Here is a 20,555-nt window from a genome sequence, read left to right on the forward strand (position 1 = left end):
GCCTGGTCTGACCACGGTCATAGCCAATCCCCGGCATCCCACAGCATGCGAATCCGACACATGGACCCGTGGTTGCGGCGGGCTGTCGCAGTCTGTGTCGGATCGGAAACGATTTTGGGGACTTTCAGAGCAGGCTGCCACGGGCACGCGACAGCTCGGACCAGATCGGTTGATCGGGAATATGCAGGCGCAGGGTATCGCCGCGGCTGAGCCGTCCCTCACGCTCGACCCAAGCGGTGACGCCGCGCCGCCCCGAGGCCGCGCGCTTGAACCGCGCCCCAAAGCCCGGCGCGTATCCCTCGATCACCTTGGCGGGCAATTGGCAGGGGCGGTTTTCCATATCCACCACCAAAGTCACCCCATCCGGCCCTTGCAGGCGCGACGAAGGCGGCAGGTGGCTGAGATCGGGAATACCCTCGATCACCAACGACGCCCCGAGCCATGCCGGGTCGAGCCGCGCGATGCCCATGGTCGCGGCGATGGCTGTGAGCTCTTCGACCGAGAGCACCGAGAATTGCCGCACATTGCGGATCTCGGTGTTGCGGGGATGTTGTGACAGCACGCGACTACAGGAGGGACGCGTCAAGCCCGCGTGGTCCTCGCCTGCGATGCCGGCGAAGGTCACGTCCACGGCGTCGAGCGGTTCCGCTTCGAGCGTGGTGTCGCGCTGGGCAACCCGGCCCAACCATGTGAGTCGAGCCTCATACTCGGTTGGGATCAATGCAGGCATTGGTGCGCGCCCCGTTTTTTCTTGGTGACAAATACTCGCCCCGCAGGGTCGCTCGCCCTGCGGCTCAGACTGTGAGCGTAAAGAACAGGCGGCGGAAGGGAAAGAGCACGGTGCCATCGGCGCGGACCGGATAGGCGGTGTGCATCACCTCTTCGTAGCGGCGGATGAGATCGGCCTTTTCCTCCGGCTCGAGGGCGGCCAGCACTGGGCGGGCATAGGTGCTCTCGGTGTAGCGGCGCACCGGATGGCTGCCGGGTTCTGCGGTGAGGCGTTGGTAATAGTCGGTTTCCCAGAGGCGGAATTGACCGAGGGGGGCCAACAGTTCCTCGTATCTGATTGGGGTCATCACGCCGGGAGTGCCCATTTTCTCGACTCGGCCGTCAAACAGTTCTTCGGCGAGCGAGAGCCAGACGCGGTGGGACGGTGCCTTGTTCTGATGCGGCATCTGCACGGCGAGCGTGCCCCCCTTGCCCAGCATGCGCACCAGCCGGGGCATCAGCGCCTCGTGATTGCCAACCCAATGCAGGGCCGCATTGGAATAGATCAGACCCGGCGCGCGGCGCGGGTGCCAATCGGCGATGTCGCCCTGTTGCAGCGCGTCATAGCCCCCGGCCGCGCGGGCCTTTTCGAGCATCGCCGGGCTGGCATCGACACCGACCACCGTTCGATTGCCCGCACGGGCGCGCAGCGCCTCGGCCATCACGCCATTGCCACAGCCGAGATCGACCACATCGCCCGCACCCATTTGCCCGACCGCGTTCAAGAGATCGAGGGCGGGGCGCAGACGTTGATCCCGGAACCTTGCATAGGCTCCGGGATTCCAGTCTTGTTTCGCGGGAGTCGTGCTCACGTCGAGGGCTCTGGCTCCAGCCCGCCGTCACCGGTGCCAGGCGTGGATTTGGGCTTGGTCTTGGGGATGGCGGTGACAGAGGGTTTGGTGGCCTCTGCCGTGCCATCATCGTCATCATCCGCCGCGGGCGGCTCGCCGCGCATGACGCGCTTGATTTCCTCGCCGGTCAGGGTTTCGTATTCCAAAAGGCCCTGTGCCAGACGCTCCCAATCCTCTTGACGGTCGGTTAGGATCTTCTTGGCGCGGATATAGGCCTCGTCGATCAGGCGTTTGACCTCTTCCTCGATCAGCTCTTTGGTATGAGCGGAAATCGAGAAGCCACCCGCGCCGTTGCCCATGTAGCCTTCGTGCGCCTGTTCATAGTCGATATTGCCGACCTTGTCGGACATGCCCCAGCGCATCACCATGGCGCGCGCCAGGCCGCTGGCCTGCTGAATGTCGCCTGCGGGACCGTTGGACACGTTATCCTCGCCGTATTTGAGGATTTCGGCAGCCTTGCCCGCCATGGTCATGGCGAGTTTCTCTTCGCATTCCGAGCGGTGCCAGTTGAGGCGGTCGATCTCGGGCAGGCTGACCACCATGCCGAGGGCGCCACCGCGCGGGATGATCGTGGCCTTATACACAGGATCGCATTTCGGCAGGGCGAGGCCCACGACGGCATGCCCGGCCTCGTGATAGGCGGTTTTTTCCTTTTGGTCGTCGGTCAGGACCATCGAGCGGCGCTCGGCCCCCATCATCACCTTGTCCTTGGCGTTCTCGAAATCGACCATGGTGACAAAGCGGCGGCCCACACGCGCGGCAGTCAGCGCCGCCTCGTTGACGAGATTGGCAAGGTCCGCCCCCGAGAAGCCCGGCGTGCCGCGTGCAATCAGGCGCAGGTCCACATCGGGGCCAAGCGGCGTCTTGCGGGCATGCACGTTGAGGATTTTCTCGCGGCCCTTGATGTCGGGGTTGGGCACGGTGACCTGACGGTCAAAGCGACCGGGACGCAGGAGCGCGGGATCAAGCACGTCCTTGCGGTTGGTGGCCGCGATGATGATCACGCCTTCGTTGGCCTCGAACCCGTCCATCTCGACAAGGAGCTGGTTCAGCGTCTGTTCCCGCTCATCGTTGCCGCCGCCATAACCCGCACCGCGGTGGCGACCGACGGCGTCAATCTCGTCGATAAAGACGATACAGGGCGCGTTCTTCTTGGCCTGCTCGAACATGTCGCGCACACGGGATGCCCCGACGCCGACGAACATTTCCACAAAGTCAGAGCCTGAGATGGTGAAGAACGGCACGCCCGCCTCGCCTGCAATCGCGCGTGCCAGCAGGGTTTTACCGGTGCCCGGCGGGCCAACAAGCAGCGCGCCCTTGGGGATCTTGCCGCCGAGGCGCGAGAATTTCTGCGGGTTGCGCAGGAATTCAACGATTTCCTCAAGCTCTTCCTTGGCCTCGTCAATGCCGGCCACATCGTCAAAGGTCACGCGGCCATGCTTTTCGGTCAGCATCTTGGCCTTGGATTTGCCAAAGCCCATCGCGCCGCCCTTGCCGCCGCCCTGCATGCGGTTCATGAAATAGATCCAGACGCCGATCAACAGGAGGAAAGGCAGGAGCGAGACCAGGAAGGTCTGAAAGCCGGATTGCTGCTGGCTCTCGGCCTTGACCGGGATACCTGCGTCGATCAGGCGTTGGGTGATTTCTGCATCCTCGGGCTTGATCGTGGCGTAGTCCTGACCATCCGCGCCGCGATAGCGGACGGTTTCGCCATCCAGTGTCACCTGGCTCACGGCACCGCTGTCAACTGCCTCGACAAAATCGGAATATGGCACCGCGCGGCTCTGGAGTGTGTTGCCCGAGCCACTGAACAGGTTGAACAGCGCGAGGATCAACAGGAACAGCACCAGCCAGAAGGCGATATTTCTTGCGTTACCCAAGGGTTCTCTCCCAAAATTCGTATTCCCGTGCGTCTAGCACAGGGTGCGTGGATCATAAATAGAGATCACGGGCCTATCTTCAATGAGATAATAGCGCCATCAGCAGATTGTCCCGGTCGCGGCGCAGGGTTAAGGCCCAGCCGTTCGGCCAGCCCATGAGGGGTGCGGCAATCAGGGAATCGCCCTGCCAGAGACCGGGTGTTGCCAAGGCAGACGCATGCGGCAGGCCGCTGAGACGCCAATCGGGGCAGGCGCTCAGGCCCGCAGGACCGAGGGCCGCAATCTCGATATCGGCAGGATCTGACGGGCCGATTGCCTGCCAGCGAGTGTCCCACAGGGCGGTTGCGGGCGTGCGCAGATCCTTGACCGCGTCATATTCGCGCGTGAGGCGCAGGTGACCGGATTTGGCAGGCAAAAGCAGGCCGCCCTGCAGGGTCATGGTCTGGCCTGCGCGCGCCGCTGCGAGCAGGGCGGACAGGGCCGCGCCACGCGGCGGATACTCCGCCCCGGTCAGCCACTGGAGCGCGCCATGCAGCAGGCGGCGGGCGATCTCATCGGGCAGATTGGCAAAGCCCGCGTGATCAATGAGCAGGTCGCCTGCCTCACCACGGGTGAGCGTGCGGGCAGCGGCGTGGGTGGTGTGAGAGAGCGCAGTGCGCGCGTCCGACAGATTGTACGCCACTTCGGCAAGGGTTGCGGCATCCAGGCCCAGAGGGGCCAGAGCCGCGAGGATTTCGCGCGCGCGCGGGCGAAGATAAGACGTGTCCACATTTGTAGGGTCGTCAATCCACGTCTGCCTCAGCCCGCGAAGATGGTCGCGCAGGGCTTCGCGGGCAAGACCCAGGAGCGGGCGATGAAAGGTCACGCCCTCTTGGGTCCAGCGCGGGCGCATGGCGGCGAGACCGTCCACCCCCGCGCCGCGCGCCAGCCGCATCAGGAAGGTTTCGGCAAGATCGTCCTGAGTATGGCCGATGGCGATGTCGGTCAGGCCCTGCGCTGCGGCCCAGTCCGACATGAGCGTGTAGCGGGCGCGGCGCGCGCGGTCGGGCAGATTGCCGGACCCGCCGCAGCCCTGCCAATGCAGAGTGTGGTGCGGCACATTGAGGCGGGCGCAGATATGCGCCACCTCTGCGGCCTCGGCCCCCGCCTCGGGGCGCAGGCCGTGATCGACGGTGACAGCGGCAAGGGCCGGGCCGCCTGCGCGCTGCCAGTCATGGAGGAGATGGAGGAGCGCCAGCGAATCGCTTCCGCCGGAGACCGCCACCCCGAGCCGGGGCGGCGGATGCCCTGCAAAACAGGCCGCGACACGGTCGCGGAGCCGCGCATCGGGCGGTGTCACGAACAGCCCAGGCGGCTCATCTCGGTTTGCGCGGAGGCAACGGCCGCCGCCGTGGGATAGCGCGCCGCCACTTGGGCGAGGGTCACGCAGGCCTCTTGGGTCTGGCCCAGACGGCCAAGCGCGCGGCCCAGACGAAAGAGGGATTCCGGGGCCTCTGCGCCGTCGGGGGCAGCGCTGAAGCTGTCGAGATAGGCGCGCGCGGCCTCGCTTTGTTGGCCCGATGCCTCAAGCGCCTCGCCGCGCAGAAGACCGGCCCGGCCCGACAGCGGGCTGCCCGGATAGGTGGAGAGGAAGGTGGCAAACCCTGCCGCCGCCTCATCGTGGTTGCCGGCCTGCAAGGCGGCCTCGGCGCGCTCGAAATCGTCCTTTTCGCCGATTGCAAGTTGGGGGGCATTGTCAGTGGGCGTGGGGGTCGACGGTGATGGCAGAGCGGCGGTGCCGCCGCCCGCTGTCACCGGATCAACCCCGCCCAGAGTGCTGCCCGGCTCCAGCGTGGCGATGTCGCAGGCCGGTTCCAGTTCGCAGAGGCGGAATTCCAGATCGCCCACGCGATTGGTGCCGTCAGACACCACGCGGTCGATGCGGAATTCCAGCTCTTCGGTCTTGGAGGTGAGGCGCTGTACCTCGCTTTCGATGGCATTCACGCGGTCCACGAGCGAGCCACCGCCGCCGAGTTGCCCCGCGCCGCCGGTGGTGCTGAGTTCGCGCTTGAGATGCTGCAAGGTCACGTAAAGGACCGACAGTTCCTGTCGGATATCGGCCAAGGTCTGATCCGATTGCGCGACAGCCCCATAGGGCGCGACAAAGAGGCCAGCGGCCAGAAGAAACGCGAAACGGCGCATGGTTCTGCCCTCTCTCAGTTCGTTCAGCTGCCCAGACCCGCGGCGAGCACGGTGACCGCGCGGCGGTTCTTGGTGTAGCAGGCCTCGTTGCTGCAAATCTCGATCGGGCGTTCCTTGCCAAAGCTGACGACGCGCAGACGGTTGGAGGCGACGCCCTGGCTGATGAGATATTCCTGCACGGCGTTGGCGCGGCGCGCACCCAGCGCGAGGTTGTATTCGCGGGTGCCCTGCTCGTCGGCGTGGCCTTCGATCACGGCGGTGAAATCGCGATTGGTCATCAGCCAGTTGGCCTGACCGGCAAGCGTGGATTGTGCCGTTGCATTGAGGGTGGATTGGTCCACCTCAAACAGCACGCGGTCGCCAACGGCCTGCTGGAAATAGGCGGCCGAAGTCGGGTCCTGCGCCGACCCTGCAAGGCCAGCCCCGGCGCCGGCGCCGTTATTGAGATCGACGGAATTGCCGTTGTCGAAGCGATCGGGATTGGTACAGGCGGCCAGTGCCAGCCCTGCACAGAAGATCAGTGTCTTGCTCAGATAGGTCATTTTAGCCCCATTCGGTTTCTGCCTTGGCCGTTAATATCACAGCCCGCGCCCCAAGGAAACGCAGGCCTTGTCTGTTCAATTCTGGAGCGGCGACCACGACGGGTCGCTCGCCCCGGTGTTGGTGGGCACGGCCTTGAGGTTGCGCCCGGTGATGTCCACCGAATAGAGGCTGGCCTGACCCTGCGCGCCTTGGGTCTCGCGGGTGAACATGATCACGCGGCCATTGGGCGCCCATGTCGGGCCTTCGTCGAGGAAAGAGGCGGTGAGCAGGCGTTCTTCGCTGCCATCGGTGCGCATGACGCCGATGTGGAACCGGCCCTTGGATTGCTTGGTGAAGGCCACGAGATCGCCTCGCGGCGACCAGACGGGCGTGCCGTAGCGCCCCTCGCCAAAGCTGATGCGCCGGGCCTCGCCGCCGCCTGCGGCCATGACATAGAGCTGCGGTGTGCCGGAGCGGTCGCTCTCGAACACGATCTGGCTGCCGTCCGGGTTATAGCTGGGCGCGGTTTCGATCGAGGGGGCGGTGGTCAGCCGGGTGCTGGCCCCGCTTCCGATGTCCATGGTGTAGAGATCGGTGTTGCCGCCCTGGGTCAAGGAATAGACCACGGTGCGCCCATTGGGGGCAAAGCGGGGGGCGAAGCTCATCGTGCCATCGAGGGTGGGCAATTCACGGCGGCCAACATTGGCGACGTCAAGGACATAGATCCGCGGAAAGCCGGTCTCGTAGCTGGTATAGAGCACCCGGTCGCCAGTGGGTGAAAAGCGGGGTGCCAGAACGATGCTGGCACTATCCGTCAGATATTGCGTGTTGGCCCCGTCATAATCCATGATCGCCAGTCGCTTGGCGCGCTGGTCCTTGGGGCCGCTTTCGGCGACAAACACAACGCGGCTGTCGAAATAGCCGCCCTCGCCGGTGATCCGGCTGTAGACCTGATCGGCAACCTTGTGGGCGATGCGCCGCCAACCGTCCTGTGTGCCGACCAATTGCTGTCCGGAGCCCAGTTCCTGACCGGAATAGACATCATAGATGCGGAATTTCGCCACGATGCGCCCGGCCCCATCGGTGCTGACAGCGCCCGTGATCAGCGCCTGCGCGTTGACCGCGCGCCAGTCGGCATATTGCACCGGGCTTTCGAAGCTGGTGATCCGGCTGATATGCGCCTCGGAGGGGATCTGGCGAAAGAGGCCGGTGCCCGAAAGGTCGGCGGCGATCACGCTGGCGATGTTACGGCCGAGTTCCTGACCAGCCGCGCTGTCCGACACGAAATCGGGCACGGCAAAGGGCATCGGTTCGATCACACCTTCTGTGATCTCGATCCGAAGTGGGCCGTTGCCCTGCGCCAGTGCGGGCATGGCCCAAAGCGTGAGGGCTGCAAGGAGGGTCATCATAAAGCGCATCATTTGATCCTCATACTCTCCGGATTGAATGTCATTTCGATGTCACGCCACTGATCGTATTTGTCAGCAGGTAGGTTAAATCCATTGGCACCGCAACGAATGATGGCGCGGCGGGCGGCCTCGAAGGCCTGACGGGCCGCAGCGTCAGCGCCACCCGAGAAACTGTCCATGCGGATCGAGCCATTGTCTGGCCTGCCATCCTCGCCCATTCGGACCGAAACCACAACCGTTGTGCCCAGCGCCTCGGTGCTGAGAGAGCCCACGTTCCAGCATTGCTGCACGGCGACGCGGAGGGCGTCCTTTTCGCCCGATGTCAGAGGCGGGCCGCTGGGGGCGGTGTCGGTCTGCTGGCTGGCGCCAAGGGCGGCGGCAAGCGCGTCATTGACGGCGCTCTGATCGGTGGCGGGCGCGGTGGGGGTGGGTTTCGGTGTCTCTGTCGCGGTGGGTTCCGGGGTCTCGGCGGGGGCCGGGGTTTCGGCCTGCTCGACGGGGCGCGCGGGGCGTGGTTTGGGGCGCAGCGAGGAGGTGGGCGCGGATTGCTCCGGCTCTTCGGCCTCGGTCACGATCTCGGTTGCGGCCTCTTCGGGGGCGGTGGCCTCGGACGGTTCTTCCTGAACTTCGGCCCCTTCGTCGGGGGTGACGTCGGGTTGCGCCACATCGTCGATGCGCACATCCGGCTCTGGCGGTGCCACGGCCTCGGGGGCGACGCGGGGGACGGGGCGCGGCTTGGGGCGGGGCGAGACCTCGGGCACCACGACGGCCACGTCCTCTTGCGGCACGTCCATCACAGGAGCAGTGTCTTCAACCTCGGCGGGCGCGGGTGGGGTGATCTCGGACACATCCGGCGCGGGATCGGGCGGCGCGCTTTCCTGAACCTCGGGCGGCGTGCTCTCGGGAGCGGCATCCGGCGTAGAGGCAAGCGGCGGGGCGGCATCGCCCGGCGCGGGGGGCTCTGGGGTGTCGACATTGGCGACGGCCTCGGGCGAGGTCGAGCGCTCGACGAGGGCGGCAAAGTCTTCGGTGGAAATGGTCGTGGCTTCGACCACCTCGAAGGGTGGTGGATCAGAGCGGAACACGCCCCCGAACAGGGCCCAGCTGATCAATGCCAGATGGCCCACGCCCGATATGATCTGTCCGGTGTTCACCAGATGCGCCCCTAGCCGCCCTGCCCGTCAAGCGCCGGGCCGCCAGCATCTGTGACCAGCCCGATATTGCCAAAGCCGCCGCGATTGAGCGCGCCCATGACCTGCATCACTTCGAGGTAGGGCACAGCCCCGTCTGCGCGCAGGAAAACCCGCGTGCTGTCGCGCTCGGTGGCGATGGCGCGCAGGCGGGCGATCAACTCGTCACGCGGCACCTCTGTGGTCTGGATCATCACGACACCGTCGGCGGTGACGGTGACGGTCAACGGCTCTTCTTCCTCGCTTGGGAGGGAATTCGCGGCGGTCTTGGGCAATTCCACGGGCACGCCCACCACCATGAGCGGCGCGGCGACCATGAAGATGATCAAAAGCACCAACATCACGTCCACAAAGGGCGTGACGTTGATTTCTGCCATCGGACGCGAGCGGCCGCGCCCGCGCCTGCGACGCCCTTGATCGCCCGATTTCTGAACGACACCCGCGCCCATGCTCTAGCTGTCCAACTGTCGGCTGAGGATGGTGGCGAATTCGTCGGCAAAGGCCTCGTATCCCGCAACGATGCGGTCGGCATCGGCACTCAGCTTGTTGTAGAAGATCACCGCCGGAATGGCCGCAATGAGGCCAAGGCCGGTGGCCAAGAGCGCCTCTGCGATGCCCGGTGCGACGACGGCAAGGTTGGTATTCTGCTGCTCGGCAATCTCGATGAAGGCGTGCATGATGCCCCAGACCGTGCCGAACAGGCCGATGAAGGGTGCGGTGGAGCCGACTGTCGCCAGCACCTGAAGCCCGCTCTGGAGCCCTTCGGATTCCTTGGCGATGGCCACATCCATGCTGCGGTCGATCCGCGCCGTGGCCCCGGCGATCAGATTGCCGTCATTGCGGTGACTACGCCGCCATTCCATCATCCCGGCGGCGAAAATCCTCTCGGATTGTCCGGCGGGATCGGGGCCGATTTCGTCGAAGAGGCCATCGAGCGGCTCTCCGGACCAGAAGCGGCGGTCGAAGATTTCGGCTTCGAGCCGGGCCTTGCGGTAGACGATGATCTTTTGAATGATGATCGACCACGACCAGAATGAGGCCACGATCAACATGAACATCACAAGTTTGACGATGAAGGTGGCGCGCGCAAAAAGCGCCCACATGGAGAAATCCATCTCCTGTGCCAATGCCAGGGTTTCTGCTTCCATTTGCCTGCTCTTTATGTGTCTGGCCGTTTTCCGGCCTTATTGCGAGGCAAACTATCCTATTTGTATGGGGAAAGCCAACACCATCCGATGGTTCACGCGGGTTTGAGGCGAATTTCGCGCAAGGATCAGGCGGATAATTGCCGGATCATGCCGCGCGGCTCAGGCTTTGCCTTCCGATTGTGCTTCGAGCAGCATGTAGCCGCGACCGTGCACCGTCTTGATGCGGCGGTTGCCCTCATCACTATCAAAGAGTTTGCGGCGAAGGCGGCTGATAATCCCGTCCACCGACCGGTGGCTGATCGACCAGTCGCTGCCATGCACGGAGTTGATGATCTTGTCGCGGGACAAGATGGCATTCGTATGGGACGCGAGCACCATCAGGACGTCGAACTCGAGCGTGGTCAGGTCGACAAGACGGCCTGAAACATTGACACTGCGGACCACACCGCAGATTTCCATGTCGTCGACACGGCGTAAATAGCGATCAGGCAGGGGCCGCGCGCCGCCCTCTTGCAGCGGTGTGATCACGGTCCGACGCAACACCGAGCGGACCCGCGCGCAGAGTTCTCTGGGGCGAATCGGTTTGGCGAGGTAATCGTCGGCCCCCATTTCAAGCGCCATGACCGTGTCGATCTCGTCATTGGAGTTGCCCATCACGATCACGCCCGCTGCGGATCTGTGACGCAGGTCGCGCGCTATTTCATAACCATCAAGTCCACGGTAACGGGTCGCCACCAGACAGATGTGAACCTGATGCAGCTCGACGGTTGCCAGAACGCTGTCATCCGGGCCGCATGAAACGGTCTCGAAGCCCTCATCCGCAAGCCGGTCTGTCACGAGCGAATGAGTCGTGCGGTCCTCATCCAGAACCAGAGCCCTGAGTGGCATTCTTGTCTCGCTTTGAGTCTGCCCGCACCTCTCCGGCGCGCGTGCCGATGGCGAAATGGGGGGGGGTAAAACGGAAAGCCGGAGGACAAAAGAACATGCCGCGGCGCTCTGGGATCAGACCGGTTGGTCCCGATACTCACAAAATCGTGAAGAGGCATATAGAAGTAATCTTTGGAGCACAACCCACACTAGAAAACATTTGGTAATCCTAGGAAACATAACCTTAAACGGCTTCGCCCGATTGTGGACACAATCGAACATGATCCTCTCTGTGTTGCAGATCGCAACGGGATACAATCATAAGACTATGGGGGTGCATGTTATGACTATTCAGTTCTTTACCCCGCGCGGACCGGGGAACGAGGTTCTCAGACTGCCGAGTTCTTTGCGGCGCTCCGTTAAATGGTTGCCGCAGATTGGTGACACATTTCCTGATTTCACTGTGGATACGACCCAGGGTCCGTTGCGGTTTTGGGACTGGGCCGAGGGGAGTTGGGTCCATCTGTTCAGCCATCCCGGCGCCTATACGTCGGTTTGTACGACCGAGCTTGCCGCCCTTGCCGATTGTTCGTCGGAGTGTCAGGCGATCAATCTCAAGAATCTGGCGCTGACCGGGGCCACGGTCGAAGACCAACGCGCTTGGCACGAGGATATCCACAAGCTATTTGGCTGTGTCGTCGATTTTCCCGGCGCGAGCGATCTAAACCTGAAACTTTCCCAGCTGTTCGGGATGGTTCATGACAAGCAGGAGGTGTCACGACCAATCCGCAAGAGCTTTCTCATTGATCCGGCCTTGCAGGTGCGGCTGATCTTTGAGTATCCGACCTATATCGGGCGCAACATTGATGAGGTTTTGCGCGTGACCAAGGCGATACAGCTACACGATAGAACCGGCGCGTACACGCCCGCTGACTGGGATCATGGGGATCTCGTGATCGTCCCTGACACGCTCCCGGACTCCGAGGTCAGACGGCATTTCGCCTCTGACTCGGTAAGACTCACACCCTATTTGCGGGTGGTCGAACCGAAAAGCCACCTCAGGCTGGTGTCAGGGACGCAGAAGCAAGGGTAAGCGCACAGGCTGACCAGAAGGCCCCACGCACACCACCGTCACCACGGCCTGCAAGAGCCGCTCTGTCCCGCGCGTCACGGTCTGTTCCATCACCAGACGTGCGGCGGTGACAGTGATGGTGCGGGTCTCGACCTCGAGCACATCGTCGAAGCGCGCGGGGGCGAGAAAATCCATCTCGACCCGGCGGACCACAAAAATCGTGCCCGCCGCGCGCATGGCGTTCTGATCAATGCCAAGGTCGCGCACCCATGCGCTGCGGGCGCGTTCGATGAACTTCAGGTAATTGGCGTGATAGACGATCCCGCCCATGTCGGTATCCTCGTAATAGACGCGGATTGGAAAGACATGTGGCGGGCGGGTCACGGGCTCTGTCCTGTTTGGGATGCAGGTGCAGCAAAGCACCCTCCGGGGCTGCGCGCAAGAGCCGCGGTTTCACGACGTGGAAAATCGTCACAAGCTGGGTTGTGGCGCGCGGAGGTGGCCGTATATTACGCGAGATCAACTGAAACGGCGCAAAAATTGCACCCGCCACGTGGTGCTGTAGCCGAGGCAGATAACAGGGACAGGGGGGCAGGACACGCATGGAGAACGCCGGAGGCTTTTTGCCGATCATCGCGGCGCTGCCCTTTTTGGGTGCGCTTTTTCCGGGGTTGATGATTCAGGCAGGGCGAAACACCTGCGCTGCCTTTACCGCCGCTCCGACGATCCTTGCGCTCATCTTGCTGTTGCTTTCAGCCCCGGCGGTGATGCGTGGCGAAGTGCTGACGTTTGGCATCGACTGGCTGCCGTCCTTGGGTCTGAACGTGAATTTCATGCTGGACGGGCTTGGGCTGCTGTTTGCCGGCATGATCCTTGGCATCGGCCTGCTCATCATCCTCTATGCCCGGTTCTATCTGTCGCGCGAAGATCCGATGGGGCAGTTTTACACCTATCTGCTGCTGTTTCAGGGCGCGATGGTGGGGATTGTCCTGAGCGACAATATCCTGTTGCTGCTGGTGTTCTGGGAACTGACCTCGCTGTCGTCGTTTTTGCTGATCGGCTATTGGAAACATCTGCCCGAGGGGCGGCAGGGCGCGCGGATGGCGCTGACGGTGACGGGTCTGGGCGGTCTTGCGATGATCGCGGGCATGCTGATCCTGGGGGATATCGCCGGAAGCTATGACCTGAGCGTGATCCTGACGCAGAAGGACGCGATACAGGCAAGCCCGATGTATCTGCCGGCGCTGATCCTGATCCTTTTGGGCTGTTTCACCAAATCGGCGCAGTTTCCGTTCCATTTCTGGCTGCCGCATGCGATGGCCGCACCGACGCCGGTCTCGGCCTATCTGCATTCGGCGACGATGGTGAAGGCGGGCCTGTTCCTGATGGCGCGGATGTGGCCGGTGCTGGCGGGAACGCCGGAATGGTTCTGGATCGTCGCCTCGACCGGTCTCATCACTATGGTAATGGCGGCCAAGATTGCCCTCTTCAAGGATGACCTGAAGGCGCTCTTGGCCTTTTCGACGGTCAGTCATCTGGGCCTGATCACCATGCTCTTGGGGCTTGGAACCAAGGCGGCGGCGGTGGTCGCGATGTTTCACATCATCAACCATGCGACGTTCAAGGCGGCGCTCTTTATGACCGCAGGCATCGTGGATCACGAGGCGCATACCCGCGATATCAAGCGCCTTGGCGGTCTGCGGCATCTGATGCCGATCACCTTTACCATTGCCACGATTGCGGCACTGTCGATGGCGGGTATTCCGCCGCTCAACGGGTTCCTCTCCAAGGAAATGATGCTGGCCGAGGTGGCCGAGACGCAGTGGATCGGGCCTTATTGGCTGATCGGGGCTGTGGCAACGCTGGGCGCGCTGTTCTCGGTTGCCTATTCGTTTCGCTATATCGCGCATGTGTTTCTGGGCCCCAAGCGCGACGATTATCCGGCCAAGCCACATGATCCCGGATTTGGCATGTGGGCCGCACCCGCATTCCTGACGGTGCTGGTGATCCTCATTGGCCTGATGCCCATGACCTTTGCCGGGGATCTGGTGCGGGTTGCGGCGCATGCGGTCACGCAAGAAGATCCGCATGTGAAGATTTATCATTTGCATGGCTTGGTGCCCGCCTTCTGGATGTCGGTGATCGCGGTGATCGGCGGCGCGGTCCTGCTTGCGTTGCATCGCCCGCTGGCGCGGCTGTGGGAGGCCACGCCACGCCCCGAGGCCAAGGTGATGTTTGACGCGGTAACGCGTGCGGCCACCGCGCTCAGCACGGTGCTGACGGATGGCATCCACAATGGCGCGTTGACGCGCAACGGGGCGATTTTCGCGGTGACGGTGATCGGCGCGGGCCTGTTGGCCTTTACCGGCGGCAGCATGGCCGAGGCGACGCGGGACCCCCTGCCGATTACGATGCTGCCTGCGATTGGCTGGCTCTTGCTGGTGCTGGCGACGATCTGTCTGGTGGCGTTCCATCGCAACCGGTTCCTGGCGCTGGTGCTGATGGGGATTGTGGGCCTGATCGTGTCGATGGGCTTTGTCTATCTCTCGGCCCCGGACCTTGCGCTGACGCAAATCTCGGTCGAAGTGGTGACGATCATCCTTCTGCTCTTGGCGCTGAATTTCCTGCCGCGCGAGACTCCGATCGAAAGCAGCGTCGCACGGCGGATGCGCGATGCGGCGATTGCCGTGGTGGGTGGCGTTGCCGTTACCGGCCTGACCTACGCCATTCTGCTGCGCGATTTCGCAGCCGAGAGCATTTCGGTCTTTCATCTGGCCAATTCCTACAAGGGCGGCGGCGGCACCAATGTGGTCAATGTGATTCTCGTCGATTTCCGTGGCTTTGATACCTATGGCGAGATCATCGTTCTGGGGATCGCAGCGCTAGTGATTTTTGCGCTGACCGAGACCGTGCTCAAGGGCCCCGGTGGGCGCTGGCTGTCGACGTGGAAGGCACAGCGCTATGCCGAGGCGGGTGACCGTCACCCGCTGATGATGGTGGTCGCCACCCGCGTGATGATGCCCATCGCACTGATGGTGGGCGCCTATATATTCCTGCGCGGCCATAATGAGCCGGGCGGCGGGTTTATCGCCGGTCTGATCGTGGCGATTGCGTTTCTGATGCAATACATGGCCTCGGGCTTTGCCTGGGCGGAGTCGCGGCAGCGTGTGACCTATCATGCGACCATCGGTGTAGGGGTTCTGATCGCCTCTGTTACCGGGATTGGCGCCTGGCTGGCCGGGCGTCCGTTCCTGACGTCGGATTACGGCTATCTGCATTTCCCCCCCATCGAGGAATTCGAATGGGCCACGGCCATGGCGTTTGACACCGGCGTGTTCCTGACTGTGGTCGGGGCTGTGATGCTGGCGCTCAACAGCCTGTCGAGCATGGCGCGGCGCACGGGTGAAACGGTCAACGTCTTTCCGATGGACATCAACCCGGCCCGCAATGACGCGCCGTCCGAGGGGGAGGCCTGATATGGAACTTTTGTTTGCAAGCGCAATCGGCCTCTTGACCGCCGGAGGGCTCTATCTGGTGCTGCGGCTCCGCAGTTTTCCGGTGATCATCGGCATTTCCCTGCTCAGCTATGCGGTCAACCTGTTCCTGTTTGGCACCGGGCGGCTGGTGGTCGATATGCCCCCCGTTTTGCAAAAGGGGGTTGAGACCTATACCGATCCGCTGCCGCAAGCGCTGGTGCTGACGGCCATCGTGATTTCATTCGGCATGACGGCCGTCGTGGTGATGCTGGCGCTGGGATCGTTTCTCTCGTCGCGCGACGACAGTGTAAATATCGGCCCCGAGACGCCGCCCGAGCAGGAGAATGAGGCATGAGCCACTGGATTATTGCCCCGGTCGTGCTGCCTGCTGTGCTGGCCGCGATCCTCACGCTGGCAATGCGGCATCATCCACCCTTGCAGCGGGTGTTTTCCATCGCAGGCGTTGCGACCGTGCTGGTGGTGGCGATTGGCCTGACGATGCAGGCATCAAGCGGGGCAATCGAGGTCTATGAACTGGGCAACTGGCCCGCGCCCTTTGGCATCGTTCTGGTTCTCGACCGGTTGTCGGCGCTGATGGTGCTGGTGACGGCGGTGCTGGCGCTGGTGGTGCTGCTCTATGCCGTGGGCACCGGATGGGACCAACGCGGCAACAATTTTCACGCGCTCTATCAGTTTCAGTTGATGGGTATTTTCGGCGCGTTTCTGACCGGCGATGCGTTCAACCTCTTTGTGTTTTTTGAGGTGCTGCTGATTGCCTCTTATGGTCTGATGATCCACGGCGGCGGGCGGCGCAGGCTGAAGGCGGGCGTGCAATATGTGATCTACAATCTGCTTGGCTCGACCCTGTTTCTCTTTGCGCTTGGCACGCTCTATGCGGTGACGGGCACGCTCAACATGGCCGATCTCGCGGTGCGGGCGGCGGAAATTCCGGTTGAGGATGGGGCGCTGTTGCGCGTCGGTGCCGTGCTCCTGCTCTTGGTCTTTGCGATCAAGGCCGCGCTTTTGCCGCTGCATTTCTGGCTGCCTGAGACCTATGCCGAGGCCCCTGCCCCGGTGGCCGCCCTCTTTGCCATCATGACCAAGGTGGGGGCCTATTCGATCCTGCGGATGTATACGCTGGTGTTTGGCCCCGATCTGGGGGCGACAGCCGATCTGATTGATCAGTTGTTGATCTATGCGGCGTTGATCACGCTGGTGGTTGGGATGGTCGGTATTCTCGGGGCGAAACGCCTTGGGCGACTGGCCGCGTTCGCTGCTATCGGGTCGATGGGCACGATGCTGATTGCGCTGTCCGGGTTCCGGCCCGAGACGACGGCGGCGGCGCTCTATTACATGATCCATTCGACACTGACGGGTGCGCTCTTGTTCCTTGTGGTCGATCTGGTGCGCGAGCGGCGTGGGCCGATGGGCGGCGCGATGCAGCCCGGACCACGCATGGCGCAGCACGGGATGATCGCGGCGCTCTTCTTTGGCGCGGCGATTGCTATGGCAGGGATGCCGCCGCTGTCGGGATTCGTCGGCAAGCTGCTCATTCTCGATGCCGTGCGCGGGATGGATGAGGTCTGGTTGATCTGGGCCGTGATCCTTGGCACCTCGCTGGTGGCGATCGTGGGCTTTGGTCAGGCCGGCAGTGCGATTTTCTGGAAGGTGGCGCCCGAGACCGGCGAAGAACCGGCCCCTGCCCCACAACCTGCGTTGCCGTTGGTCGCGTGTTTTGTGATGCTGGGCGGGATCGTGGCGCTGTCGGTGCTGGCCGGTCCGGTGATGGGGTATATCGAGGCGACGGCGGTGCAGTTGCACACGCCCGAGGGCTATATCGCCGCCGTGTTGAACGGTGGTTGAGAGAGGAAAGACGATGCTGCGCAAGATCCTGCCCCATCCGTTCCTGACACTGGCCCTGATCGTGGTCTGGCAGATGCTGGTGAACAAGCTGACCTTTGGCAATCTGGTGCTGGGAACAATCCTCGGGTTGATCATCCCGGTGATCACCTCGCCCTACTGGCCCAACCGACCGCGCCTGTCGAGCCTGCCGCGAATCGTGGAATATGTGCTGATCGTGCTCTGGGATATCTGCGTCGCCAATGTGCAGGTGGCGATGATCATCCTGTTCAAGACCAATGCCAACACCAAGCCAGCCTGGATTTCGATTCCGCTCGAGCTTCGGACACCGGAGGCGATCACGGTGCTGGCGGGCACGATCACCATGACGCCGGGCACGGTGTCGAGCGATCTGTCGGCGGATGGTCGCAGCCTGCTTGTGCATTGTCTGGATGCGCCTGACCCGGATGCGGTGCGCGATGACATCAAGGCGCGCTATGAACGTAGGCTCAAGGAGATTTTCGAATGATCGAATACGCGCTCTTTTTCGCCTTTGGCTGTTTCGGGCTGGGATTGCTGCTCAACATATTCCGGGTGATCAGCTCGCCCACCGTGGGTGACCGGATTCTGGCGCTGGATACGATGGTGGTGAACATGATCGCATTGCTGGCGCTGTTCGGCATTCTCAAGGGCACGACGATGTATTTCGAGGCCTCGATGATCATTGCCATGACCGGCTTTATCTCGACTGTTTCATACACGCGCTTTTTGCTGCGCGGCGATATCATCGAATAGGGGGCGGATCATGGTAGTGGATATTCTCATTTCGGCCTGCCTCGTGATCAGCGGCGTGTTTGGCCTGGTCGGGTCATTTGGGTTGATCAAGCTGCCGGATCCGATGATGCGGCTGCATGCGCCAACCAAGGCGACGACCCTGGGTGTGGGCGGGGCGTTGGTTGCCTCGATGTTGTTTTTCTATTTCAAGGTCGGGCAGCTTTCGTTTCACGAATTCATGATCGTGTTGTTCCTGCTCCTGACCGCGCCGATCACCGGGCATTTCATTGCCAAGACGCATCTGCATCTGTTGCATAAACCCGGCGATTTGCCGCCAACTGGCACGGATCGACCTTGGGCCAGTTATGAGAGCGATGCCGAACGGGCGCGGATCGAGGCCGCGGCAGCGGAGGCAGACGAGGTGACGCGCTAGGTTAGAGGCCGTTGGCGTGAGGGCGACATTGGCGCCAAGCGTTGAGCCGCGCGGTGCCCGTCCGCCGGGTGGGCGCTGCTACCTCGTCGGATCGCACTTTATACCTGCAAAATACTTCTGCATGATCAGTGTGTCGTGACGTTGCAAAAGCGCCCGCCCGAGGGGGCGGACGGGCGCTGCGCGGCGGCGCGTACCGCGCCTTGATTCCACGCTTTGGAGATTGGGGCCAATGTCGCCTTCACGCCAAACTCACCCCAGCCGCGCGCCTGTCGCCGTGTCAAACAGATGCATATTGGCAGGCGAAATCGAGAGTCGCAGGGTCTCGCCACCATGCGAGAGCGCATGCACCCCCGGCAAGCTGGCGGTAAAGCCTTGGCCCGTGGCCAGTTTGCCGTGCAGCAGCGTGTTGGCACCCAAGGGTTCGGCGAGCAAGACCTGCATCACAATCGCGCCCTCTGGGTCGGGCGTCAGATGCTCGGGTCTGAGCCCGAGCATGACGGGACCGATATGGCCCGTGGGATTGGGCAGACGCATGTCGCCGAGCCAGAGCGCGCCGTCGCGCCCCTCGACCTCGAGCACATTCATCGACGGGCTGCCGATGAACTGCGCGGCAAAGAGCGTGGCGGGGCGTTCATAAACGTCCAAAGGCGTGCCGATCTGTTCGGCGCGGCCTGCATTCATCACGATCATGCGGTCGGCCATGGTCATCGCCTCGACCTGATCATGGGTGACATAGAGCGATGTAATGCCCAGCTTGGCCTGTAATTCGCGGATTTCGAGCCGCATCTGCACGCGCAGCTTGGCATCAAGATTTGAGAGCGGTTCGTCGAACAGGAACACCGAGGGCGCGCGCACGATGGCGCGCCCCATGGCGACGCGCTGGCGCTGACCGCCCGAAAGCTGCCGGGGTTTGCGATCAAGGAGTTCGGTCAGTTGCAGGAGTTTGGCCGCGTCAGCCACCTTGGTCGCGATCTCGGCTTTGGGCAGGCCCGCAATCTTGAGGCCATAGCCCATGTTCTGCGCCACGCTCATATGCGGATAGAGCGCGTAATTCTGGAACACCATGGCGATGTCGCGGTCCATCGGTTCGAGATCATTGGCGCGGCGGTCGCCGATGCGCAATTCCCCCTCGGTGATCGTCTCGAGCCCCGCGACCATGCGCAGGAGGGTAGATTTGCCACAGCCAGAGGGTCCGACGATGACGATGAATTCTCCATCGGCCACGTCGAGGCTGACACCCTGAATGACCTCGGTCGGACCAAAGCGTTTCTTGATAGTGTCGAGGGATACGGTTGCCATATCGTCTATTTCTCGCTGTCCACAAGGCCGCGGATAAAGAGTTTCTGCATCGAGATGACCACCACCACCGGCGGGATCATTGCAAGGATCGAGGTGGCCATGATCACCGGCCAATCGGCCACGTCATCGCCCGACGGGAACATCTGGCGGATGCCCATGACGATGGTGTTCATTGAGGGGTCCGTGGTGATCAGAAGCGGCCAGAGATATTGATTCCAGCCATAGATGAAGAGGATCACAAAGAGCGCCGCGATATTGGTGCGGCTCATCGGCAGGAGGATATCCCAGAAGAACTGCATCGGGCTGGCGCCGTCGACGCGCGCCGCTTCGGCCAATTCATCGGGGATGGTGAGAAAGAACTGGCGAAAGAGAAAGGTCGCGGTGGCAGAGGCGATGAGCGGAAAGATCAGACCCTGATAGCTGTTGAGCATGCCAAAGCCTGCGATCACCTCATAGGTGGGCACGATGCGCACCTCGACGGGCAGCATCAAGGTGAGAAAGATCAGCCAGAAGAACATGTTGCGCCCCGGAAAGCGGAAATAGACGATGGCAAAGGCCGAGGTGAGCGAGATGATGATCTTGCCCACGGCAATGCCCACCGCCATGATCAGCGAGTTGCCCAGCATGGTCAGCACCGGCACGTTGACGCCCGCAAAGAGGGCTGCGGTGTAGTTCTCGATCAGTTGATCGCCGGGCCAGAGCGGCATCGGCGGGCGCACGATTTCGGGCTGCGTGACGGTCGAGGCCACGAACGCCAGCCAGATCGGGAAGAAGATCACCAATACGCCCGCAATCATCACCAGATGCGTGAGCCAGAGGCCAAAGCCGCGCCGCTCGACCATGCCT

21 protein-coding genes are annotated in these 20,555 nt (G+C 62.7%); 7 read left to right on the plus strand and 14 right to left on the minus strand.

Annotated elements, in window-relative coordinates:
- Nucleotides 1–124: 124 nt before the first annotated feature.
- From VR71_RS10840 to VR71_RS10890, 11 genes are all read right to left on the minus strand, one after another.
- Nucleotides 125–730: an MOSC domain-containing protein gene (locus tag VR71_RS10840; protein WP_009816472.1), complete on the minus strand. Its 606-nt coding sequence runs from the start codon at nt 728–730 to the stop codon at nt 125–127.
- A 64-nt stretch (nt 731–794) separates the two neighbouring features.
- The gene (locus tag VR71_RS10845) at nt 795–1,580 is read right to left on the minus strand and encodes a methyltransferase domain-containing protein (RefSeq protein WP_296430209.1); all 786 of its coding nucleotides are present in this window, start codon (nt 1,578–1,580) and stop codon (nt 795–797) included.
- Nucleotides 1,577–3,499 (minus strand): ATP-dependent zinc metalloprotease FtsH, encoded by a 1,923-nt coding sequence (gene ftsH, locus VR71_RS10850; protein ID WP_045683802.1) that lies wholly within the window; start codon nt 3,497–3,499, stop codon nt 1,577–1,579. Before ftsH ends, VR71_RS10845 begins: the two co-directional genes overlap by 4 nt.
- A gap of 79 nt (nt 3,500–3,578) precedes the next feature.
- Nucleotides 3,579–4,838: a tRNA lysidine(34) synthetase TilS gene (gene tilS / locus VR71_RS10855; RefSeq protein ID WP_045683803.1), complete on the minus strand. Its 1,260-nt coding sequence runs from the start codon at nt 4,836–4,838 to the stop codon at nt 3,579–3,581.
- Complete coding sequence (ybgF, locus tag VR71_RS10860; protein WP_009816476.1) at nt 4,835–5,680, minus strand: tol-pal system protein YbgF; 846 nt, start codon at nt 5,678–5,680, stop codon at nt 4,835–4,837. Before ybgF ends, tilS begins: the two co-directional genes overlap by 4 nt.
- A 23-nt stretch (nt 5,681–5,703) precedes the next feature.
- Nucleotides 5,704–6,222 (minus strand): peptidoglycan-associated lipoprotein Pal, encoded by a 519-nt coding sequence (gene pal / locus VR71_RS10865; RefSeq protein WP_045683804.1) that lies wholly within the window; start codon nt 6,220–6,222, stop codon nt 5,704–5,706.
- A gap of 75 nt (nt 6,223–6,297) precedes the next feature.
- On the minus strand, nt 6,298–7,623 hold the full coding sequence (gene tolB / locus VR71_RS10870; protein WP_045683806.1) for a Tol-Pal system beta propeller repeat protein TolB: 1,326 nt from the start codon (nt 7,621–7,623) through the stop codon (nt 6,298–6,300).
- On the minus strand, nt 7,620–8,765 hold the full coding sequence (locus VR71_RS10875; protein ID WP_045683809.1) for an energy transducer TonB: 1,146 nt from the start codon (nt 8,763–8,765) through the stop codon (nt 7,620–7,622). Before VR71_RS10875 ends, tolB begins: the two co-directional genes overlap by 4 nt.
- 11 nt (nt 8,766–8,776) lie before the next feature.
- A complete protein-coding gene (tolR, locus tag VR71_RS10880; protein ID WP_009816480.1) occupies nt 8,777–9,250 on the minus strand; it encodes a protein TolR in 474 nt (157 codons plus the stop codon).
- A 3-nt stretch (nt 9,251–9,253) separates the two neighbouring features.
- Nucleotides 9,254–9,949, minus strand: a complete 696-nt coding sequence (gene tolQ, locus VR71_RS10885; RefSeq protein ID WP_009816481.1) for a protein TolQ — start codon at nt 9,947–9,949, stop codon at nt 9,254–9,256.
- A 159-nt stretch (nt 9,950–10,108) separates the two neighbouring features.
- Nucleotides 10,109–10,837 (minus strand): response regulator transcription factor, encoded by a 729-nt coding sequence (locus tag VR71_RS10890; RefSeq protein ID WP_045683811.1) that lies wholly within the window; start codon nt 10,835–10,837, stop codon nt 10,109–10,111.
- A 322-nt stretch (nt 10,838–11,159) separates the two neighbouring features.
- Between VR71_RS10890 and VR71_RS10895 the strand changes: the two genes are divergently transcribed.
- On the plus strand, nt 11,160–11,909 hold the full coding sequence (locus VR71_RS10895; protein ID WP_296430211.1) for a redoxin domain-containing protein: 750 nt from the start codon (nt 11,160–11,162) through the stop codon (nt 11,907–11,909).
- Here the strand turns inward: VR71_RS10895 and ybgC are convergent.
- Complete coding sequence (gene ybgC, locus VR71_RS10900) at nt 11,886–12,272, minus strand: tol-pal system-associated acyl-CoA thioesterase (protein WP_296430213.1); 387 nt, start codon at nt 12,270–12,272, stop codon at nt 11,886–11,888. The genes VR71_RS10895 and ybgC overlap by 24 nt on opposite strands.
- A gap of 218 nt (nt 12,273–12,490) precedes the next feature.
- Here ybgC and VR71_RS10905 point away from each other — a divergent pair, with 218 nt between their 5' ends.
- Genes VR71_RS10905 through VR71_RS10930 form a run of 6 tightly spaced genes read left to right on the plus strand, consistent with a single transcriptional unit; the run spans nt 12,491 to nt 18,410 of the window.
- Nucleotides 12,491–15,364 carry a monovalent cation/H+ antiporter subunit A gene (locus VR71_RS10905; protein WP_045683813.1) on the plus strand — a complete coding sequence of 958 codons (2,874 nt, stop codon included), beginning with the start codon at nt 12,491–12,493 and terminating at the stop codon, nt 15,362–15,364.
- Between the two features lies 1 nt (nt 15,365).
- Complete coding sequence (locus VR71_RS10910; RefSeq protein ID WP_009816486.1) at nt 15,366–15,719, plus strand: Na+/H+ antiporter subunit C; 354 nt, start codon at nt 15,366–15,368, stop codon at nt 15,717–15,719.
- Nucleotides 15,716–17,227: a monovalent cation/H+ antiporter subunit D gene (locus tag VR71_RS10915; RefSeq protein WP_045683815.1), complete on the plus strand. Its 1,512-nt coding sequence runs from the start codon at nt 15,716–15,718 to the stop codon at nt 17,225–17,227. Before VR71_RS10910 ends, VR71_RS10915 begins: the two co-directional genes overlap by 4 nt.
- A gap of 13 nt (nt 17,228–17,240) precedes the next feature.
- Nucleotides 17,241–17,732, plus strand: a complete 492-nt coding sequence (locus VR71_RS10920; RefSeq protein ID WP_045683817.1) for a Na+/H+ antiporter subunit E — start codon at nt 17,241–17,243, stop codon at nt 17,730–17,732.
- Nucleotides 17,729–17,998, plus strand: a complete 270-nt coding sequence (locus tag VR71_RS10925; RefSeq protein ID WP_045683819.1) for a K+/H+ antiporter subunit F — start codon at nt 17,729–17,731, stop codon at nt 17,996–17,998. Before VR71_RS10920 ends, VR71_RS10925 begins: the two co-directional genes overlap by 4 nt.
- Nucleotides 17,999–18,008: 10 nt before the next feature.
- Nucleotides 18,009–18,410, plus strand: coding sequence for a Na+/H+ antiporter subunit G (locus VR71_RS10930; protein WP_045683822.1), 402 nt, complete (start codon nt 18,009–18,011; stop codon nt 18,408–18,410).
- Between the two features lie 249 nt (nt 18,411–18,659).
- Here VR71_RS10930 and ugpC read toward each other — a convergent pair whose 3' ends face one another.
- Nucleotides 18,660–19,709, minus strand: a complete 1,050-nt coding sequence (gene ugpC, locus VR71_RS10935; protein ID WP_045683824.1) for a sn-glycerol-3-phosphate ABC transporter ATP-binding protein UgpC — start codon at nt 19,707–19,709, stop codon at nt 18,660–18,662.
- A 5-nt stretch (nt 19,710–19,714) separates the two neighbouring features.
- Entirely contained in the window at nt 19,715–20,551 is an 837-nt protein-coding gene (gene ugpE, locus VR71_RS10940; protein ID WP_045683912.1) for a sn-glycerol-3-phosphate ABC transporter permease UgpE, read from the minus strand.
- Nucleotides 20,552–20,555: the final 4 nt, after the last annotated feature.

Origin of the sequence: Roseovarius sp. BRH_c41, assembly GCF_000961715.1 — a bacterium.
Classification (GTDB): Bacteria; Pseudomonadota; Alphaproteobacteria; order Rhodobacterales; family Rhodobacteraceae; genus Roseovarius.

Coding starts and splice junctions, on each gene's coding strand:
- VR71_RS10840 (WP_009816472.1), bottom strand. CDS start 730: ATGCCTGCATTGATCCCAACCGAGTATGAGGCTCGACTCACATGGTTG.
- ybgF (WP_009816476.1), bottom strand. CDS start 5,680: ATGCGCCGTTTCGCGTTTCTTCTGGCCGCTGGCCTCTTTGTCGCGCCC.
- pal (WP_045683804.1), bottom strand. CDS start 6,222: ATGACCTATCTGAGCAAGACACTGATCTTCTGTGCAGGGCTGGCACTG.
- tolB (WP_045683806.1), bottom strand. CDS start 7,623: ATGATGCGCTTTATGATGACCCTCCTTGCAGCCCTCACGCTTTGGGCC.
- tolR (WP_009816480.1), bottom strand. CDS start 9,250: ATGGGCGCGGGTGTCGTTCAGAAATCGGGCGATCAAGGGCGTCGCAGG.
- tolQ (WP_009816481.1), bottom strand. CDS start 9,949: ATGGAAGCAGAAACCCTGGCATTGGCACAGGAGATGGATTTCTCCATG.
- VR71_RS10890 (WP_045683811.1), bottom strand. CDS start 10,837: ATGCCACTCAGGGCTCTGGTTCTGGATGAGGACCGCACGACTCATTCG.
- VR71_RS10895 (WP_296430211.1), top strand. CDS start 11,160: ATGACTATTCAGTTCTTTACCCCGCGCGGACCGGGGAACGAGGTTCTC.
- VR71_RS10905 (WP_045683813.1), top strand. CDS start 12,491: ATGGAGAACGCCGGAGGCTTTTTGCCGATCATCGCGGCGCTGCCCTTT.
- VR71_RS10910 (WP_009816486.1), top strand. CDS start 15,366: ATGGAACTTTTGTTTGCAAGCGCAATCGGCCTCTTGACCGCCGGAGGG.
- VR71_RS10915 (WP_045683815.1), top strand. CDS start 15,716: ATGAGCCACTGGATTATTGCCCCGGTCGTGCTGCCTGCTGTGCTGGCC.
- VR71_RS10920 (WP_045683817.1), top strand. CDS start 17,241: ATGCTGCGCAAGATCCTGCCCCATCCGTTCCTGACACTGGCCCTGATC.
- VR71_RS10925 (WP_045683819.1), top strand. CDS start 17,729: ATGATCGAATACGCGCTCTTTTTCGCCTTTGGCTGTTTCGGGCTGGGA.
- VR71_RS10930 (WP_045683822.1), top strand. CDS start 18,009: ATGGTAGTGGATATTCTCATTTCGGCCTGCCTCGTGATCAGCGGCGTG.
- ugpC (WP_045683824.1), bottom strand. CDS start 19,709: ATGGCAACCGTATCCCTCGACACTATCAAGAAACGCTTTGGTCCGACC.
- ugpE (WP_045683912.1), bottom strand. CDS start 20,551: ATGGTCGAGCGGCGCGGCTTTGGCCTCTGGCTCACGCATCTGGTGATG.